The organism is Streptomyces sp. CB02366 (assembly GCF_001905905.1).
GTDB lineage: Bacteria > Actinomycetota > Actinomycetes > Streptomycetales > Streptomycetaceae > Streptomyces.
Genome location: NZ_LIVT01000008.1, coordinates 233,816 through 250,513, shown reverse-complemented (window position 1 = coordinate 250,513; position 16,698 = coordinate 233,816). Strand labels below are relative to the sequence as shown.

Sequence of the window (16,698 nt, the reverse complement as noted above, 5' to 3'; positions counted from 1 at the left end):
GGCGGTGGGGCGGTAGGGGTGGTCGTCCTCGACCGAGACCCGGACCCAGTCGGCGGCGACGGCCACCTCCACGGCCAGCTCGGGCGAGAGCAGCGCCGCGTGTTTGACGGCGTTGGTGACCAGCTCCGAGACGATCAGCAGCAACCCCTGTAGGACGTCGTCCTCGATCGGCACGCCCTGCCGACCGAGGAGGTCGCGCGGAGCCCCGGCCCTCGACGCGCGCTCCCCGTCCCACGGAAGCGGTGTGCGTGATCCGCCCCGGGCCGGGATCCGAGCCGGGCTCAGCTCACCGTCACCGGATGCCGCACCACCGCGTCGAACAGATAGCCCTGGGTGTTGTGCGCGGTGGCCACCGGTTGTGTGCGCCCCGAACGGTCCGTCGCCCGCGCGAGCAGCACGGCGGGCCCCCGCTCGCCCGGCGTCCAGTCCGCCGTCCAGCGCACCCAGCTCCCGGCCCTCGGCGCGTCCCGCAGCCGGGCCCGCCGCCAGTGCGCGCCCCCGTCCGTGCTGATCTCCACGGTCCGCACGGGGGCCCCGCCCGACCAGGAGCGACCGGTCAGCAGTGCCCGCCGGTGGGCGGGGAACACGGCTCCCGGGGCCAGCTCGAACGCGCTCTTCAACGTCTGCCGGGTCAGCGGCGCGCTGCCCCCGGGCGGGTGCTCGGGGCCGAACAGCCGGTAGAGACCGGTGTTCCACGGCGTCAGCAGCGGCTCGGCGCTCACCTCGATGTCGCCGACCCACTTGATGTGGGCGATGCCCACCCAGGACGGCACGATCAGCCGCACCGGGAACCCGTGGTCGGGCGGCAGCGGCTCGCCGTTCATCTCGTACGCGAGCAGGACGTCGTCCAGCGCCTTCGCCACCGGCAGCGGACGGCGCACCCGGCCCAGGTTCACCCCGTCGCTGACGACCTCGGCGTCCAGACCGCGCGGCAGCACGTCCACCGCGTGCCGCCCGATCCCCGCCCGGCGCAGCACGTCCGCCAGCCGCACACCGCGCCAGCGTGCCGTCCCGATCGCGCCGAGCGTCCACGCGGTGCCGGTGACCGCCTGGCCCTGCTGCGAGGTGAAGAAGCCGCGCCCGTTGCCCGCGCACTCGACGAACGCCGTACGCGTCACCGCCGGCAGCCCCAGCAGATCCGCGAAGCCGAACTCCACCGGCCCGCCGCGCAGCCCGTCGCCCCAGACCGTCAGCCGCCATGCGTCCCGGTCGATGCGCGGGGTGGAGGTGTGGTTGCGGACGAAGAACCGGTCGGCGGGGGTGAGCCGGCCGGTGCCCCGCAGCGCGGCGAAGTTCGTCTCCGCGTTGGTGCCGCGCAGGGTGAACAGCTCCGGCGGCAGCGGCTTCACCACCCCGGGCAGCCCGCCGGCCGCCCGCGCCGGAGCGGCGAGCGAGGCCAACGGCACGGCGGCCGAGGCCGCCGCGACCAGCTTCAGCAGGTCGCGGCGGTCGATCCCGGCTGAACGGGCCCGGCCGCGGGACCACTGCCGCGTCCGCATCCGGTCGTAGGCGTCCTCGGTCGGTGCCGGGCTCATGGAAGCTCCTCGGGGGTCTGGTGATGTGAGGGGAGGGAAGAGGGGGAGCCGGGCCGGGGCTGCGGGGCCCGCGCCAGCAACTCCCGTACGAGCACGCCCACCTGCCCCGTCTCGACGAGGAACCCGTCGTGCCCGCGGGGCGAGACGATGGTGCGCACGCCGTCCGCCCCCGGCAGCAGCTCCGCCAGCAGCTCCTGCTGCGCCGGTGGGTACAGCCGGTCCGAGTCGACGCCCGCGATGAGGGCGGGCAGCTCCGCGCGGCGCAGTGCGCGGGCGATCCCGCCCCGGCCCCGCCCGACGTCGTGCCCGTTCATCGCCTCGGTGAGCGTCACATAGCTTCCGGCGTCGAACCGGCGCACCAGCTTGTCCGCGTGGTGGTCGAGGTAGGACTCCACGCGGTAGCGGCCTCCGTGCGCCGGATCCTCACCGGGCTGCGGCTCCCGGCCGAAGCGGGCGGCCAGCTCCGGTTCGCTCCGGTAGGTGATGTGGGCGATGCGGCGCGCCTGCCCCAGGCCCCGGTGCGGGCCGTCGCCCGGGGCGGCCCGGTGGTAGTCGCCGCCCCGCCACCCCGGATCGGAGCGGATCGCACCGATCTGCACCGTCCCCCAGGCGATCTGTTCGGCGGAGGCGGCCGCCGGGGCGGCGAGCACGAGCAGCGCACCGGTGCGCTCCGGCCTGCTCACCGCCCACTCCAGGGCCCGCATGCCGCCCATCGACCCGCCGACGACGGCCGCCCACCGGCCGATTCCCAGGGCGTCGGCGAGCGCTGCCTCCGCCGCCACCTGGTCCCGCACGCTCAGGCGTGGGAACCGGGAACCCCACGGCGTGCCGTCGGGCCCCGGGGAGGAAGGGCCGGTGCTGCCCCCGCAGCCGCCCAGAACGTTGGGGGCGACGACGAACCAGCGGTCGGTGTCGATCGGACGGCCCGGGCCGACGAGCGCGTCCCACCAACCGGGTGTGGGATGGCCCGGACCGGCAGGGCCCGCCACATGGCTGTCGCCCGTCAGTGCGTGCAGCACGAGCACGGCGTTCGATCCGTCCGCCGCCCGCCGCCCCCAGGTCTCGTACGCCAGGCGCACCCCCGGCAGCCGGACGCCGGACTCCAGGGGCAGCGGGTCGCCGATCGCCGCCCAGCGGCGACGACCGGGCGGATCCCCCTCCCGCCGGCCGCCGGAGGCGGGCGGAAGAGGAAGCGCGCGGTGCGGGGCCGAACGGTTCAGGACGCCGCCTTCGCAGCCCGGAAGCCCGCCTCCAGGTCGGCCTTGAGGTCGTCCACGTTCTCCAGCCCCACCGACAGCCGCACCAGGCCGGGCGTGGCCCCGGTGGCGATCAGCTGCTCCTCGGTGAGCTGGCTGTGCGTGGTGGAGGCCGGGTGGATGATCAGGCTCCGCACGTCCCCGATGTTGGCGAGGTGGCTGAACAGTTCGACGGCGTCCACGAACCGCCGGCCCGCCTCGGCCCCGCCTGTCAGCTCGAAGGCCAGCACGGCCCCGGCGCCGCGCGGCAGATAGCGCTGCCCGGCCTCGTACCAGCGGTTCGACTCCAGACCCGCGTAGTGCACGGCCGCCACCTCGTCGCGCCGCTCCAGCCAGCGCGCCAGCTCCAGCGCGTTGGAGGTGTGCCGCTCCAGCCGCAGGCTGAGCGTCTCGATGCCCTGGAGGAGCAGGAACGCCGAGTGCGGCGACAGCGCGGGGCCCAGGTCGCGCAGCAGTTGCACCCTGAGCTTCACCGCGAACGCGCTCGGGCCGAGGTCGGGCCAGTAGCGCAGCCCGTGGTAGCTCGGGTCGGGCTCGTGGAACTCGGGGAACCGCTCGGGATGTGCCCCGAAGTCGAACGTCCCGGCGTCCACGACCACCCCGCCGATCGTCGTGCCGTGGCCGCCCAGGAACTTGGTCGCCGAGTGGACCACGATGTCCGCGCCGTGCTCGATCGGCCGCAGGAGGAACGGGGTCGGCACGGTGTTGTCCACGATGAGCGGCACCCCGGACCCGTGAGCGGCGTCCGCGACGGCCCGGACGTCCAGCACGTCGCCGCGCGGGTTGCCGAGCGTCTCGGCGAAGAACGCCTTCGTGTTGGGCCGGACCGCCGCCCGCCACGCCTCCACGTCCTGGGGGTCCTCGACGAACGTCACCTCGACGCCGAAGCGCGGCAGCGTGTGCTGGAAGAGGTTGTATGTACCCCCGTACAGCGAGGGGGAGGACACGATGTGGTCCCCGGCCCCGGCCAGCGTCAGGATCGCCAGCGTCTCGGCGGCCTGCCCCGAGGCCAGCGCGACGGCCGCGACGCCGCCCTCCAGCGCGGCGACGCGCTGCTCCAGGACGTCCTGGGTGGGGTTGTGGATACGGGTGTAGATGTTGCCCGGCTCGGCCAGGGAGAAGACGTCGGCGGCGTGCTGCGTGTCGCGGAAGACGAAGGACGTCGACTGGTAGATCGGCACCGCGCGGGCGCCGGTCGCCGGGTCCGGGACGGCGCCCGCGTGGATCTGCTTGGTCTCGAACGACCAGGCGGCCCCCGGGACGTCGCGGCCCTGGCCCTCGGGGGTGTGGCCTGCGGTGACGGAGTCGAGCGGCTGGCTCATGTGGTTCCTCGCACGGGGTGGTGACGGTCTGGGTACGGACCGTAGGCCGCCCGCCCCCACCCCGAAAGCGCCTCGTCCGTATGGCCACGAACCCGCAACGGCCCGTCACGTCCCGCAACACGGCGGCAACGAACACGCAGCACACGTCGTACGGCGGTGACGCGGCCCGCCACGCTGTCGCCGCCCGAGTGCCGAGGCCGGGGCGGCGCACACCGTCCGCCGCGACGGGGACGCCCGCGGGAGCGCCGTACCCGCCGCGCGTGGAGCGGGCGGCGGGTACGGCGTCAGGGTTCAGCGGGGAGCCGGAGCCTCGGTGCTCGGGCGGCCGGCCCACTCGGGCGCGGGCCCGACGAGCCCCTCCGGACGTCCCCGTACGCGGTCCGGGAAGAGGGCGGTACGGCCCAGGAGCCGGTCCACGTGGAGCGTCGGCAGCTCCCTCGCCCACAGGGGGGCCGCCCGGCCCGGGCGTCTCGTCCGGACGCCGAGGACGTGCATCTCGTGGCAGAAGTGCGTCTTCTTCGCGGCCGCGCCCGACAGGCGCGTACGGAGTCTCGCCCCCGGCCCGGGGCCGAAGACGTCGCGCACCGCCTTCCGGCCCATCGCGTCATTGGCATGGACCTGACTTTCGAACTCCGCTACAGTCCGGGACGGCGCATCTGAGAGCGCTCTCACGCGGCACGGCCGACGCGCACTCCCGGACGCCTCCCGTTCCACCCCCACGTCGCTGGAACAACAGGAAGGGCCACTCCCTTGAGACACGCAACCCTGCTGCGGACCGGCCTGTCCGCGCTCCTGCTCGTCGGAGCCTGGGCCGCCGCCGCCCCGTCGTCCGCCTCCGCCGCCCCCGCCGAATCCGCGCAGGCCCCCGCCTCCACCGCCCTGCTCGCCGCGATGCAGCGCGACTTCGGCATCAGCGAGAGCGAGGCCGTCGCCAGGCTCGCCGACGAGAAGGCGGCCACCGCCCTGGAGCCGAAGGCGCAGCGCGCGGCGGGCTCCGCCTTCGGCGGCGCCTGGATCGACGCGAACTCCCGCAAGCTGGTCGTCGGCGTCACGAACGCCGCCAAGGCCGACGCCGTACGGGCCACCGGCGCCACCGTCCGCATCGTCGAGCACTCGGCCGCTCGGCTCGACGCGGCGAAGGCCCGCATCGACGCCCTGCCCGCACCGGCCGGGGTGAGCAGCTGGCACGTGGACCCCGCGCGCAGCAGGGTCGTCGTCAACGTCGTCGCCTCCGAGCGGCGTGACAACGATGTCCGCGCCTTCGTGGCCAAGGCCCGCGAGACCGGCCCCGTGACGGTGGCGACCACCGCCGAGGCGCCGCAGACCTTCGCCGCGGGAACGGTCGGAGGCGACCCGTACTACACGGGCAACGTCCGCTGCTCGATCGGCTTCTCCGTCCACGGCGGCTTCGTCACCGCCGGGCACTGCGGCGGCGCGGGCCAGTCCGTGCGCGGCTGGGACGGCTCGGCCATCGGCAACTTCCAGGGCTCGTCCTTCCCCGGAAACGACTACGCCTGGGTCAACGTGGCCAACGGCTGGTGGACCGTGCCGGTCGTTCTCGGCTGGGGCACCGTCTCCGACCAACTCGTCCGCGGCTCCAACGAGGCGCCGGTCGGCGCGTCGGTCTGCCGCTCCGGCTCCACCACGCGCTGGCACTGCGGCCGGGTCCTCGCCAAGAACGAGACCGTCAACTACAGCCAGGGCGCCGTGTATCAGATGACCAAGACGAGCGTCTGCGCCGAGGGCGGCGACTCCGGCGGTTCGTTCATCAGCGGCGATCAGGCCCAGGGCGTCACCTCCGGCGGCTGGGGCAACTGCTCCTCCGGCGGGGAGACCTGGTACCAACCGGTCAACGAGATCCTCAACCGGTACGGACTGAGGCTGCACACCGCCTGAGCCGGGGGAGGCGCCACGCCGCCCCGGCGGCAGGCCTCCTGCCGAGGGCGCCGGGCTCGTGAGGGGGCCCGGCGGCTGCCTCGTCGGCTCGAGGCGGGCGAACCGCGTCGGCCCGGCGAAGGCGCGGGCGAACGGTCCCGCCCCGTGCGGGGCCGCTTCCTCCCCCCCGGCCGCGCGGAGGCGGCCCGCTGCGGCCACGGAACCCCCTGGCCGCAGCGGGCTGTTCTCCTGCCGAGCGGTTCGGCCGTGCCCGGTCGCCCGGCCGAGGACGACGCGCACGCCGGCCGGCCCGCCCCGGTCCCCGCCGACGCCGGGGAGGGCGGCGGACCGTCCGAAGCCGAGGCCGCCGCCTTCCGGCGGATGACGGCCGACGTGCCGGTCTTCCTGGCGCACATGCCGTGCTCGTCCAGCGGGCACGCCCTCGATCTCGCCGGTCGCCGCCTTCGGGCTTCCGGCCGCCGTGCCGAAGCCCGCCGTGGGCGTCGGCCGGGGGCTTCCGGCGCCTTCGCTCACCGTCGGCCGCCGCCTCCGGTCGTGCCGACGCCGCCCGTCACGGGGGCGGCGCAGCCCGCACAGGGGCCGGTGCCCTGCCTGAGGTACCGGTGCTGGTTCGCCAGCTCGACCGCGCGGGTCACCGAGGCGTCCTCGGCGGGAACGCCGCGCCATGCTCCGGTCCGCGGATCACGGCGGAATCCGGCCACCGTCCGGCCGCGGGCGGCCGAGTACCACGTTTTGCTTGTGATCAGTCACCGTGCGGACCTACGTTGCCCTTTGCGAGATGTACCGAAGCCAGTGGGGGAGCCACGCATGGCCGCGACCGGACGGCACCGCAGATATCAGCCCAGCCGCATCAACCGTGCTTCGCTCACGGTGACGGCGAGCGGCGCGGGCATCGCGCTCCCGCTCATCACCGCCGCCTCGGCCGGGGCGGCGCCGAGCGAGGTCTGGGAGAAGGTCGCCGCCTGCGAGTCCAGCGGCAACTGGTCCGTCAACACGGGCAACGGCTATTACGGCGGGCTCCAGTTCAGCGGATCCACCTGGGCGGCCTACGGTGGTCCGGAGTTCGCGCCGCGCGCCGACCTCGCCACCCGGGACCAGCAGATCGCCGTCGCCGAGCGGGTGCTCGACGGCCAGGGCCCCGGCGCCTGGCCCACCTGTTCCGTACGCGCGGGGCTGACCCGGGGCGGGGACGCGCCCGAGACCTCGCCGGGCCCGGGCGCCGGTGCGCAGAGCGCCGGAAGCCGCCCCGTCCAGGCCGCGCCGCAGAGCGCGCCCGCACGGCCGAACGCCCGCCCCGCCGAGGCGACGCCCACCCACGTACCGGGCAAGCGCGACGCGTACACCGTCGCGAGCGGCGACTCCCTTTCCGGGATCGCCTCCGCCCAGCGGGTCCGCGGTGGCTGGCAGGGCCTCTACGCCGCCAACCGCACCGTCGTCGGCGACGACCCGGACCTGATCTTCCCCGGACAACGGCTGAGCCTCGACGGGAGCCAGGCGTCGAAGACGGGGGAGGGGCGGCAGGCCGCGAAGCCCGCGCGGAAAGCCGAGCCCGGGCCCCGGGCCGCCGCCCCCGGAGCGAGGAAGGCGGACCGGTCCGACGCCGGATCCGGGAAGCAGGCGCCCGCGCAGGCCGCCCCGAAGCAGGGAGCCCCGAAGCGGCAGGCCCCCGAGAGGGCGGCCCCGCAGCAGCAGGCGCCGAAGAAGGAAGCCCCCAAGAGGGAAGCGCCGAAGCGGGAAGCCCCGAAGAAGGAGCGGCCCGCCCCGGAGCGCGCCGTGAAGCACTCCGGTTTCAGCGCCCCGGTCGCGGCCGGCACCGGCACCCCCTACCGGCAGGCCGGCGGATGGTCCAGCGGGTACCACACGGGCGTGGACTTCCCCGTGCCCACCGGGACGTCGGTCAAGTCCGTGGCCCCGGGACGCGTCGTCTCGGCCGGCTGGGCCGGAGCGTACGGCTACGAGGTCGTCATCCGGCACGGCGACGGCAAGTACAGCCAGTACGCCCATCTCTCCGCGCTCCACGTGCGGGCCGGCCAGACGGTCTCCGGCGGTCAGCGCATCGCCCGCTCCGGCTCCACGGGCAACAGCACGGGCCCGCACCTGCACTTCGAGATCCGTACGGGCCCCGGGTACGGCTCCGACGTCGACCCGCTGGCCTACCTCCGGGCGGGCGGCGTCAGGGTCTGAACCGTCCGCTCGGACGCGGGGCGCCGCAGGGTCGCCCCGGTGCGCCGCCGCCCGCCGGGCGCGGCCGGCGCACCGAACTCCATCCGCGGCACCGCCCGCCCCGGCGGCAGCGGTGACGACCCGGGTGCCGCACGCGTCCCCGACGCGGGGCCCGGAGCGACCGGTGGCGGCGGGGTCCGCCGCTCCTCCTCCGGCCCGTTCGCCGCAGGCACGGCTTCCTCCGCGGCGGGGGCGCCGGGCGGGGCCGCGCGCCGGACGCCCGAGTCCACCGTGCCGGCCCGCGCCTCCTCGGTGTGCTCCCTGTCCAGCCGTTCCCGGGTCAGCATGATCAGGCCGGCGGCGGCGAGCGCTCCGCAGCACAGGGCGAGGGCGGTCCCCGGGACGGCGAGCCGGAAATGCTCGCCGAACAGCGTGATGCCGATCGCGGCGGCCACCAGCGGATTGACCACCGTCACGGTCGCGAGCGGGGCCGTGAGCCCCGCGCCCCGGTAGGCGGCCTGGGACAGGAACAGGCCCGCCGCCGCGAGACCGGCGATCGCCAGCAGCGGCAGCACACCGGAGCGCACCGAACCGGACGTCCACTCCACGGCCACGGTCTTGGTGAACACCGAGGCCATGCCGAACGCCCCGCCCGCGCCCGTGGCCAGGACGAGGCTGCGCAGGACCGGCCGCCGCACCGTACGCGCGAACACCGCCAGTACGGCGACGGCCCCGAACGTCACCGAAGCCAGCAGCAGCTGCTCGAAACCGTTCAGCGTGTGCGGCTCCGCGTCCCCCGTGAGCGCCAGCAGCCCGCCGAGCCCCGCCGTCGCCAGCAACGCGCCGCGCCACGCGGCCGCCCCCGCCCGCCGCCCGACGAACAGGGCCGCCAGCGGCAGGGCGAAGACGATCGTCAGCGCGCCGAGCGGCTGGACCAGGCTGAGCGGGCCGTAGGCGAGCGCCACCACGTGCAGGACCGCCCCGGCCCCGTTGAGCACCACGGCGGTCCACCACACGCCGTTGCGCAGCAGAGCGCGCCACGCGTCGTCACCGGTCGCCGCCACGCGCTCCTGGATGATCGCCCCGGCCGCGTAGGCGACCGCGGAGACCAGCGACAGCAGCACGGACAGCGCAAGGGAACTCATGTACACCACGATGTCCCGTCCGGGGCCCCGCGTCGTCGTCCTTGAGACTGCACTTCGGCGTACTGCCCCAGGAGTACGCCTCTCGGAGCGACGTCCTCCTCTCGACGGTAGCCCCGCCGCCCCCGGTCGTCAGAAGTCGCCGCCCGGCGGATACGGTGAGCCGCGCGGACGACACGGCCGGTGTCCGTGCGGACCGGTCGCGGGAGCGGACGGAAGGCGGGCCGCGGACCGAGGGGAGCGGGGCATGGACCTGGTGCTGCTGGCGTCGGTCGGCGGGTTCTTCGCCCTGCGGACCGCCCCCGTGCCGGGCGGCGGACACCAGCCGCTGGAGCGGTTGTACGCGGGTGGGAACGGGCCGCTGGCCGCGCGGGTCGACACGGTCGCGGCCCGCCTGGCGGCCCCCGAGCGCAGGGTCGCCGCCTCGATCGCCCACCTGGGGCTGGCCGCCCGGCTGTGGTCCCTCGCCCTCGGCCCCGCCGCGCTCTTCGGGCGGATCCCGGCGCTGACGCCCGGCCTCCTGCACTGGGATCCGCTGTCCACCTCGCCCGAGGACCTGTGGCTGGCGGGCGCCCAGGAGCTGCCCGGAACGGCGGACAGCGTCCGCGAGCAGGTCCAGTACGGGCACCTGGTCCCGCTGGCCGAGGCGTTCCGGCGGGACGGGAACATCTCTCCGCGGCTCCTGTGGGGCAACGCGGGGTCCGCGCTCGCCGGAGCCGTACGCGAACTCGTCGCCTACGCCGACGCCCACGATCGGCCGGAGGTGGCCGAGCGGGCGCGGGCGCTGGCAGCCGAACTCTTCGACGACGAGGTGCTGGGGGGCGCCGGGGCCCCGCACGGGCCGGCGTTCCGGCGGCGCAGCTGCTGCCTGTACTGGCGCTGCCCCGAGGGCGGGCTGTGCGGGGACTGCGTGTTCGACCGGGCGCCCGGACGGGCCGCACCCGGCCGGTAGCGGCTCGGCGTCGCGGTCGGCGCGGCCCGGAGCCTCAGGAAGGCAGGACGGCGTCTATGGCTTCGTCGACCGACGACAGCACCGGCACGGCGCTGTCGAGGCCGATCATGCCGATCAGGCGCCGCATGAAGGGGGACGGGTCGGCCAGCCGCATCCGGTCGCCCAGGGCGGTGTGTCCCTGGAGAAGCACGTTCACCACCGTGGAGTCCGCGAACCCCACGCCCGAGAGATCCACGACCACCGGTCCGGAACCGTCGTCGACCGCCGAGGCGAGAGCCTGGCCCAGGGGGCCGACACTGTCGATGTCGAGGTCCCCCGAGACCGCGAGGACCAGAGCACCCCGCTCCCGTCGGGTGAGGACTCTGACGGCTCGGTCTTCGTTGGGCGATGAAAGCACGGAAGGCACCTCGGGCGGATCGGGAGGGGGACGGGGAGGGGTTCTGTCGGACAGGTCGGCCCCGGTTCCGTCCCTGGTCGCGGTGGGGTACGGGCGTAACGATAGAAGTAACAGTTGCCATTTGACAACATTCTCCATCGGGTAACAATCTGGTCCCCGACGGTTGCGCGGGCCGCTGTCGACGGCGGAGCGCCGATGGATGCGGAGGCAGGGGCGGGATGAGGCTAGGCGCTGTCGGCGACATCATTGCGGAGGGGGGCGGCGTCCGTGTCCCCCTTCGGGGAAAGGCGCTCCGAAGCCGCCGCGTGGAAGGCCGCGAGACCGGCCGCGAGCGCGGCGAGCGCGGCGGGGTCCATCCGCTCCAGCACTGCCTCGAGTTCGCGTCCGCGCAGGGCCCGGTACTCTTCGAGAAGGGCGCGTCCGCGCAGGCTCAGCCTCAGTTCCACCTCGCGCCGGCTGGTCGGGCTGGGCGCCCGCTGGACGAGCCCCATCGCCTCCATCCGGTCGCAGAGCCTGCTGACGGACGGGGCCCGCGAGCCCAGAGCCTCGCCCAGCGCCCGCAGGTTCGTCCCCTCGTGCTTCTCGATCACCAGCAGAGCCCGGAGCTGCGACGGCGACACGGTGCCCGACGCGGCGGACTCCTGGCCCCGGCCCCAGAGCACCTCCAGCAGCTCCGAGGCGGCGACGGCGTCGGCGGCCGCCTGACGGCGGCTCGGGCGGAATCCTCGGTGGGGCATCCACCCACTGTGTCATTCGCCGGGCCCGCTTGTCAGCCCGGCATCGCCCCCCGCCATGCCGCAGGACGAAGAATGTGCGAGAGACCGTGAACAGACGAACGGACATCGAGGCCGCCGTGAGGGCCGCCGCGCCGCACGCCCTGCTGGCCACCCTGCGCACCGAGCTCATCAGCGTCTACGGCGCCCTCGCGGTGGACCTCCATCTCGCCGACTACGGCCTCGGGTTCCTCAAGTCCCTGGACCGGCCCGACGACGAGAACCAGCCGCTGTCCCTCCACAACAGCCCCGAGGGCCGGGCCTTCGGCAGTCAGGAGCCCGGCGAACAGCAGGTCCGGCACGACGACGCCGTCGACCACCACCTGCCCGTGACCGTACGGGGCGAACGCCTCGGCATCCTCACCGTCCGGCTGCCCCAAGCCCTCTCCACCCCGGGGACGGTCGCCGAACTGGCCCGCGTGGCCGACCTGCTGGGCCACGAGATCCTGGTCGCCGAGCGGGACACCGACCTGTACCGGCGCGCGCGGCGCACCAGCCGCCTCACCCTCGCCGCCGAGATGCAGTGGCAGTTGCTGCCCGCGCGGGCCTGCACCGCCGCCGAGTTCGCCATCGGCGCCCAGCTGGAGCCCGCGTACGCCATACACGGCGACAACTTCGACTGGGCCGCCGACGCCGACCAGCTGACCGTCGCGGTGACCAACGGCATGGGCGAGGGCATACAGGCGTCCCTGCTCACCAACCTCGCCGTCAACGCCCTGCGCAACGCCCGCCGGGCGGGCGTCGGCATCGCGGACCAGGCGGCCCTCGCCGACCAGGCCCTCTACGACCAGCACCGGGGCGCTTCCCACGTCTCGACCCTGCTGCTCCGCTTCGAACTGGAGACCGGACGGGTCGGCGTCGTCGACGCGGGGTCGCCCCAGCTGTGGATGCAGCGCGGCCGCCTGGTGCGCCGGGTGGAGCTGGAGGCCCAGCTGCCGCTCGGCATGTTCCAGGAGTCGCAGTACGCGGTCCAGGAGTTCCACGTGGAGCCCGGCGACCGCTTGCTGCTGGTCAGCGACGGCGTCTACGAGACGGTGTCCCCGCAGGGCGAGGTGTACGGGGACCGCATGCTGGCGCGCGCCATCCAGTCGACCCGTCTCCTCCCCGCCGCCACCGTCCCGCGCGCGCTGCTCGGCGAACTGGCGGAGTACCGGGGCGTCGAAACCCTCGACGACGCGCTCGTCCTCTGCCTGGACTGGTTCGGGCGGCAGGACGACCGGGGGAGCGCGTAGGCCGGGGGTCCCCGGATCGGGACCGTTGTCCGGGAAGACCGAGGTGCGGCGCGGCGCCCCACGTTCCCGGCCCACCGGCCGGGGCCACCGCCGTGCCCGACGGCCGGGGCGGCGCCGGCGGACTCAGGTGCTGAGCTGGAACTCCGCCCGGATCCGCTTGCCCACCGGCACCCGCTCGGCCGTGAGCCGGTCGCACAGGGCCACCACGATCTCCATGCCGTGACCGCCCAGGCGGGAGGGGTCGGGGGCGTACAGGACGGGCATGGCGGTGCTGCTGTCGTACACCGTGACGCTGATGAGCCGCGCGTTGCCCTCCAGCTCCAGGAGGTAGGGACCGTGGCTGTAGCGGTCCGCGTTGGTGACCAGCTCGCTCACAGCCAGCATCAGGTCGCTGCGCGTGTGCTCCCCGATGGGGGCGGCGCACTCCTCCACGAGCCGGGTGAGAAAGCCGTCGGCGAGCGCACGGGCCATCGCGATGCAGCCCGGCTCGCCGTCGAAGACCTCGGCGCTGAGCAGTACCTCGGCGGAAGCCAGCCCCTGCCCCGGCTCTTCCGGTGGGGAGGTGACCTGTTCGTTCATGTGCTCCAGCCAAGCCGCCGCAGTGAGGTCGGAAACCTTTTCCGCCATTCGTCTACCCGAGGCGACGCATCGCACTCCCGAGGGGTCGCCGCAGATTTTACTTCCGCCCGGGCAGCCGCACCACGGTGACGAAGAACTCGTCGATCTGGCGCACCGCCGCGATGAACTGGTCGAGGTCCACCGGCTTCGTCACGTACGCGTTGGCGTGGAGCTTGTAACTGCGCAGGATGTCCTCCTCGGCCGAGGACGTGGTGAGCACGACCACCGGGATGAGGGAGAGCTCGGGGTCGCCCTTGATCTGCTCCAGCACCTGCCGGCCGTCGTACTTGGGCAGGTTCAGGTCCAGGAGCACCAGGTCGGGGCGGGGGGCGTCGCCGTACTCGCCGCGCCGGTAGAGGAAGTCCAGCGCCTCCTGACCGTCGCGCACGACGTGCAGGGTGTTGCGGATCTTGTTGTCCTCGAACGCCTCGCGGGTCATCAGCTCGTCGCCGGGGTCGTCCTCGACGAGCAGGACCTCGATGGGCTGGGCAGGGGTGTTCACGAAGGGTCTCCCGACGGGCTGGTGAGCAGGGCGGGAGCGAGCAGCTCCGCCGTGGTGTGGGCGGGCGCCTCGGGCGCCACGGGCAGGGTGAAGTGGATACGGGTGCCTTCGGCCGGTTCGGGCTCCAACCAGATCCGGCCACCGTGGAACTCGATGATCTTCCGGCAGAGCGCGAGCCCGATGCCCGTGCCGTCGTACTCGTCGCGACCGTGTAGCCGCTGGAAGATCACGAACACCTTGTCCGCGAACTCGGGGGCGATCCCGATCCCGTTGTCCGACACGGTCAGGTGCCAGTCGTCGTCCTCCCGCACGCAGTCGACGGTGATGCGGGGCGTGCGGTCGGGGTGGCGGAACTTCACCGCGTTGCCGACGAGGTTCTGCCACACCATGGTGAGGGCGGTCGCGTCCCCCACGAGTTCCGGCATGTCCTCGGGCCGCTCGACGCTCGCGCCCGACTCCTCGACCGCCGCGGAGAGATTGCCCAGGGCGCGGTCGAACACCTTGCCGAGGTCGACCGGCTTCCAGCTGTCGTGGACCCGCCCCACCCGCGAGAAGGTCAGCAGGTCGTTGATGAGCACCTGCATGCGCTTGGCGCCGTCCACCGCGAAGGCGATGTACTGCTTGCCCCGGTCGTCCAGCTCGGTGCCGTACCGCTTCTCCAGGAGCTGGCAGAAGGAGGCGACCTTGCGCAGCGGCTCCTGGAGGTCGTGGGAGGCGACGTAGGCGAACTGCTCCAGCTCCGAGTTGGAGCGGCGCAGTTCCTGCGTCTGGTCCGCCAGCAGCTGCTCGCGGGTCCGGGCGTCCGACAGCTCGTCCGCCAGCCGCCGCCGCATGTTCTCCACCGCCCCGGCCACGGCCTGGACGTCGGACGGCCCCTTGACCTCGATCCGGTTGCTGAAGGTCCCCGAGCGCACCGCCTCGGAAGCGGCGCGCAGCCGGTTCAGCGGGATGCCCACGATCCGGTGGAGCAGCATGCTCAGCGCCAGGATCGTCAGCACGAGAACGCCGAGCAGGATGCCCACCACCCAGTCGCGGGTGGAGCGCGCCGCGCCCAGGTCGGCCCGCGCCCGGTCACGGGCGTCGGCCAGGTGCTGCTGCTGGAGGGTGTACGCGCGCCGTAGCCCGTCGAACTCCGTCTTGCTGCTCTGGAGCTGCGCGGTGGTGCCGGAATGGCTGGGGCCGCTCTCGCGGACCGCCGCGACCAACGGCTCGGCCTTGTCCCGCCGCCACCGTTCGGCGGCGGCCTCGACGGCGTCCAGGTCCGCCGCCAGGCGCGTGTCGTCCCCCACCAGCGCCCGCGCCTCGGCCAGCCGCTCACGCTCGGCCCTCCCGCCGTTCCGGTACGGCTCCAGGAAGGAGGTGTCGCCGGTCAGGGCGAATCCCCTCACGCCCGTCTCCTGGTCGAGCAGGGCGTTCTGGAGCTGGAAGGAGACCGACCGGGCGGGCTGGATGCGGTCCACCAGCTCATCGGTGCGCTGCGACATCCGGGAGAGCACCAGACCGCCGATCACCAGGCAGCCGCAGACGACCACGACGAACCCGCCGAGGATCAGGTGGACCCAGGACTGCACCGAAAACCGGGTGGCGACGCCCCGCATCGGTATGTCCTTCGCGCTGTCAGTGCTCATCGTCTTCCGATCCCCAGCCCAAGTGCAGTACGGCCACGTCGTCCGCGAGGCCCCCGTAGGGAGCCGCCCCCTCGGCGGCTCCCTCCACGAGGGCGTCGATGAACGCGTGGGCCGGTAGATGTCCGTTGTCCTGTGCCATCGCGAGCAGCCCCTCCTCGCCGAGGCGGCTGCCCGGTCCGTCGCGCCCCTCGAACAGCCCGTCCGTGAAGAGGACCACGCCCGCCCCGGGGGACAGCGGGATGTCCACGGTCGGCCAGCGGCCCATGCCGGGCAGCAGTCCGAGCGCCATGCCGCCCTCCGGCTCCACCCAGGACACACCGTCGCCCTGGCGCAGCAGGAGGCCGGGATGGCCGGCCCGCAGGATCTGGATGTGCCGCTGGTGGGGCGGGAACACCAGTGAGGTGACGGTCGCGAACACGTGCGCGTCCGACCGTTCGGCGACCAGGATCTCCTCCAGCAGCGCTATCTGCTCCTCCTGGGACGTACCGCACAGGACAGCGGTACGCCAGGCCACCCGCAGGCACACGCCGAGCGCGGCCTCGGCCGCCCCGTGCCCGGAGACGTCGCCGATCACCGCGTGCACGGTGCCGTCCGAGGTCTGCACGACGTCGTAGAAGTCGCCGCTGAGGAGGCCGTGGACGCGCCCCGGCTCGTACCGGGCCCGGGCCCGGAACCGGTCGTCCCGCAGCAGGGGCACGGGCAGCAGCCCGCGCTCCAGCCGGGCGTTCTCCTGGGCGATCAGCCGGTTGGCGCGCAGGGCCGCGGCGGCCCGTTCCACTTCCTTGCGCTGCAGGGCGTAGCGGATCGCGCGCGAGAGGATCTCGGGGCCCAGCCGGCCCTTGACCAGGTAGTCCTGGGCGCCTCCGGCGACGGCGCGGAGCCCGGTCCCCGAGTCCTCCAGTCCGGTCAGGACGACGATCGCGGCCTCGCTGTCGGACTCCAGGATCTGGCGCACCGCGTCCAGCCCGTGGACGTCGGGGAGGTGCAGGTCGAGGAGCACGCAGACCGGGGTGACCGAGGTGCGCAGGAAGGCGCGGGCCTCGGCCAGGGTCTTGCACCAGGTGAGGGCGGAGTCCAGCTCGCTGTCGGTGAGCATCTCCTCGACGAGCAACGCGTCACCCGCGTCGTCCTCCACCAACAGGATCGACGCGTCGAGGTTCCACAGCGGGGCCTCGGGGTGGTGAGGGACGCCGACCTGCTGGTCGGGGATGACGGGGGTGCCCATAGGGAGCGGTGAGGTGCCCACGGGCGACTCGGTCAACCCTCCACCCTCTCGTGCGAC

16 protein-coding genes are annotated in these 16,698 nt (G+C 74.2%); 4 read left to right on the top strand and 12 right to left on the bottom strand.

Annotated features, from left to right (window positions below; translation table 11 throughout):
* The 5 genes from AMK24_RS23310 to AMK24_RS23290 form a co-directional block, all read right to left on the bottom strand.
* A partial coding sequence (locus AMK24_RS23310; RefSeq protein WP_242435225.1) for an ATP-binding protein occupies positions 1 to 285 on the bottom strand: 285 nt, incomplete at its 3' end.
* Positions 282 to 1,535, bottom strand: a complete 1,254-nt coding sequence (locus AMK24_RS23305) for a sulfite oxidase (RefSeq protein ID WP_073770791.1) — start codon at positions 1,533 to 1,535, stop codon at positions 282 to 284. The genes AMK24_RS23310 and AMK24_RS23305, both read right to left, overlap by 4 nt.
* On the bottom strand, positions 1,532 to 2,755 hold the full coding sequence (metX, locus tag AMK24_RS23300; protein ID WP_073770805.1) for a homoserine O-acetyltransferase MetX: 1,224 nt from the start codon (positions 2,753 to 2,755) through the stop codon (positions 1,532 to 1,534). Before metX ends, AMK24_RS23305 begins: the two co-directional genes overlap by 4 nt.
* On the bottom strand, positions 2,752 to 4,113 hold the full coding sequence (locus AMK24_RS23295) for a bifunctional o-acetylhomoserine/o-acetylserine sulfhydrylase (RefSeq protein ID WP_073770790.1): 1,362 nt from the start codon (positions 4,111 to 4,113) through the stop codon (positions 2,752 to 2,754). Before AMK24_RS23295 ends, metX begins: the two co-directional genes overlap by 4 nt.
* Positions 4,114 to 4,404: 291 nt before the next feature.
* Complete coding sequence (locus AMK24_RS23290) at positions 4,405 to 4,713, bottom strand: hypothetical protein (RefSeq protein ID WP_073770789.1); 309 nt, start codon at positions 4,711 to 4,713, stop codon at positions 4,405 to 4,407.
* A gap of 150 nt (positions 4,714 to 4,863) precedes the next feature.
* Here AMK24_RS23290 and AMK24_RS23285 point away from each other — a divergent pair, with 150 nt between their 5' ends.
* The gene (locus tag AMK24_RS23285; RefSeq protein WP_199876486.1) at positions 4,864 to 6,009 is read left to right on the top strand and encodes a S1 family peptidase; all 1,146 of its coding nucleotides are present in this window, start codon (positions 4,864 to 4,866) and stop codon (positions 6,007 to 6,009) included.
* 807 nt (positions 6,010 to 6,816) lie between these two features.
* Positions 6,817 to 8,193, top strand: a complete 1,377-nt coding sequence (locus AMK24_RS23280; protein WP_073770788.1) for a transglycosylase family protein — start codon at positions 6,817 to 6,819, stop codon at positions 8,191 to 8,193.
* On the opposite strand, the gene AMK24_RS23275 is transcribed toward AMK24_RS23280, so the two are convergent.
* A complete protein-coding gene (locus AMK24_RS23275) occupies positions 8,163 to 9,317 on the bottom strand; it encodes a DMT family transporter (RefSeq protein WP_073770803.1) in 1,155 nt (384 codons plus the stop codon). The genes AMK24_RS23280 and AMK24_RS23275 overlap by 31 nt on opposite strands.
* Positions 9,318 to 9,561: 244 nt before the next feature.
* Between AMK24_RS23275 and AMK24_RS23270 the strand changes: the two genes are divergently transcribed.
* Positions 9,562 to 10,266, top strand: coding sequence for an IucA/IucC family C-terminal-domain containing protein (locus AMK24_RS23270; RefSeq protein ID WP_073770787.1), 705 nt, complete (start codon positions 9,562 to 9,564; stop codon positions 10,264 to 10,266).
* A 34-nt stretch (positions 10,267 to 10,300) separates the two neighbouring features.
* Here AMK24_RS23270 and AMK24_RS23265 read toward each other — a convergent pair whose 3' ends face one another.
* Both AMK24_RS23265 and AMK24_RS23260 read right to left on the bottom strand, forming a co-directional pair.
* On the bottom strand, positions 10,301 to 10,663 hold the full coding sequence (locus tag AMK24_RS23265) for an STAS domain-containing protein (RefSeq protein WP_073770786.1): 363 nt from the start codon (positions 10,661 to 10,663) through the stop codon (positions 10,301 to 10,303).
* Positions 10,664 to 10,887: 224 nt separating this feature from the next.
* A complete protein-coding gene (locus AMK24_RS23260; protein ID WP_073770785.1) occupies positions 10,888 to 11,400 on the bottom strand; it encodes a MarR family winged helix-turn-helix transcriptional regulator in 513 nt (170 codons plus the stop codon).
* Between the two features lie 86 nt (positions 11,401 to 11,486).
* Here AMK24_RS23260 and AMK24_RS23255 point away from each other — a divergent pair, with 86 nt between their 5' ends.
* Positions 11,487 to 12,668 carry a PP2C family protein-serine/threonine phosphatase gene (locus tag AMK24_RS23255; protein ID WP_073770802.1) on the top strand — a complete coding sequence of 394 codons (1,182 nt, stop codon included), beginning with the start codon at positions 11,487 to 11,489 and terminating at the stop codon, positions 12,666 to 12,668.
* A 123-nt stretch (positions 12,669 to 12,791) separates the two neighbouring features.
* Here the strand turns inward: AMK24_RS23255 and AMK24_RS23250 are convergent, their stop codons facing one another.
* From AMK24_RS23250 to AMK24_RS23235, 4 genes are all read right to left on the bottom strand, one after another.
* Positions 12,792 to 13,247, bottom strand: coding sequence for an ATP-binding protein (locus AMK24_RS23250; protein WP_073770784.1), 456 nt, complete (start codon positions 13,245 to 13,247; stop codon positions 12,792 to 12,794).
* 97 nt (positions 13,248 to 13,344) lie between these two features.
* Complete coding sequence (locus AMK24_RS23245) at positions 13,345 to 13,788, bottom strand: response regulator (RefSeq protein WP_073770783.1); 444 nt, start codon at positions 13,786 to 13,788, stop codon at positions 13,345 to 13,347.
* Positions 13,785 to 15,416 (bottom strand): sensor histidine kinase, encoded by a 1,632-nt coding sequence (locus AMK24_RS23240; RefSeq protein ID WP_073770782.1) that lies wholly within the window; start codon positions 15,414 to 15,416, stop codon positions 13,785 to 13,787. The genes AMK24_RS23245 and AMK24_RS23240 overlap by 4 nt, the downstream gene beginning before the upstream one ends.
* The gene (locus AMK24_RS23235) at positions 15,406 to 16,641 is read right to left on the bottom strand and encodes a PP2C family protein-serine/threonine phosphatase (RefSeq protein WP_073770781.1); all 1,236 of its coding nucleotides are present in this window, start codon (positions 16,639 to 16,641) and stop codon (positions 15,406 to 15,408) included. The genes AMK24_RS23240 and AMK24_RS23235 overlap by 11 nt, the downstream gene beginning before the upstream one ends.
* Positions 16,642 to 16,698 lie beyond the last annotated feature (57 nt).

What these genes read in the sequence shown, in the direction of transcription:
- AMK24_RS23305 (WP_073770791.1), bottom strand. Translation starts at nt 1,535, where the DNA reads ATGAGCCCGGCACCGACCGAGGACGCCTACGACCGGATGCGGACGCGG.
- AMK24_RS23295 (WP_073770790.1), bottom strand. Translation starts at nt 4,113, where the DNA reads ATGAGCCAGCCGCTCGACTCCGTCACCGCAGGCCACACCCCCGAGGGC.
- AMK24_RS23290 (WP_073770789.1), bottom strand. Translation starts at nt 4,713, where the DNA reads ATGGGCCGGAAGGCGGTGCGCGACGTCTTCGGCCCCGGGCCGGGGGCG.
- AMK24_RS23280 (WP_073770788.1), top strand. Translation starts at nt 6,817, where the DNA reads ATGGCCGCGACCGGACGGCACCGCAGATATCAGCCCAGCCGCATCAAC.
- AMK24_RS23275 (WP_073770803.1), bottom strand. Translation starts at nt 9,317, where the DNA reads ATGAGTTCCCTTGCGCTGTCCGTGCTGCTGTCGCTGGTCTCCGCGGTC.
- AMK24_RS23270 (WP_073770787.1), top strand. Translation starts at nt 9,562, where the DNA reads ATGGACCTGGTGCTGCTGGCGTCGGTCGGCGGGTTCTTCGCCCTGCGG.
- AMK24_RS23260 (WP_073770785.1), bottom strand. Translation starts at nt 11,400, where the DNA reads ATGCCCCACCGAGGATTCCGCCCGAGCCGCCGTCAGGCGGCCGCCGAC.
- AMK24_RS23250 (WP_073770784.1), bottom strand. Translation starts at nt 13,247, where the DNA reads ATGAACGAACAGGTCACCTCCCCACCGGAAGAGCCGGGGCAGGGGCTG.
- AMK24_RS23240 (WP_073770782.1), bottom strand. Translation starts at nt 15,416, where the DNA reads ATGAGCACTGACAGCGCGAAGGACATACCGATGCGGGGCGTCGCCACC.
- AMK24_RS23235 (WP_073770781.1), bottom strand. Translation starts at nt 16,641, where the DNA reads ATGGGCACCCCCGTCATCCCCGACCAGCAGGTCGGCGTCCCTCACCAC.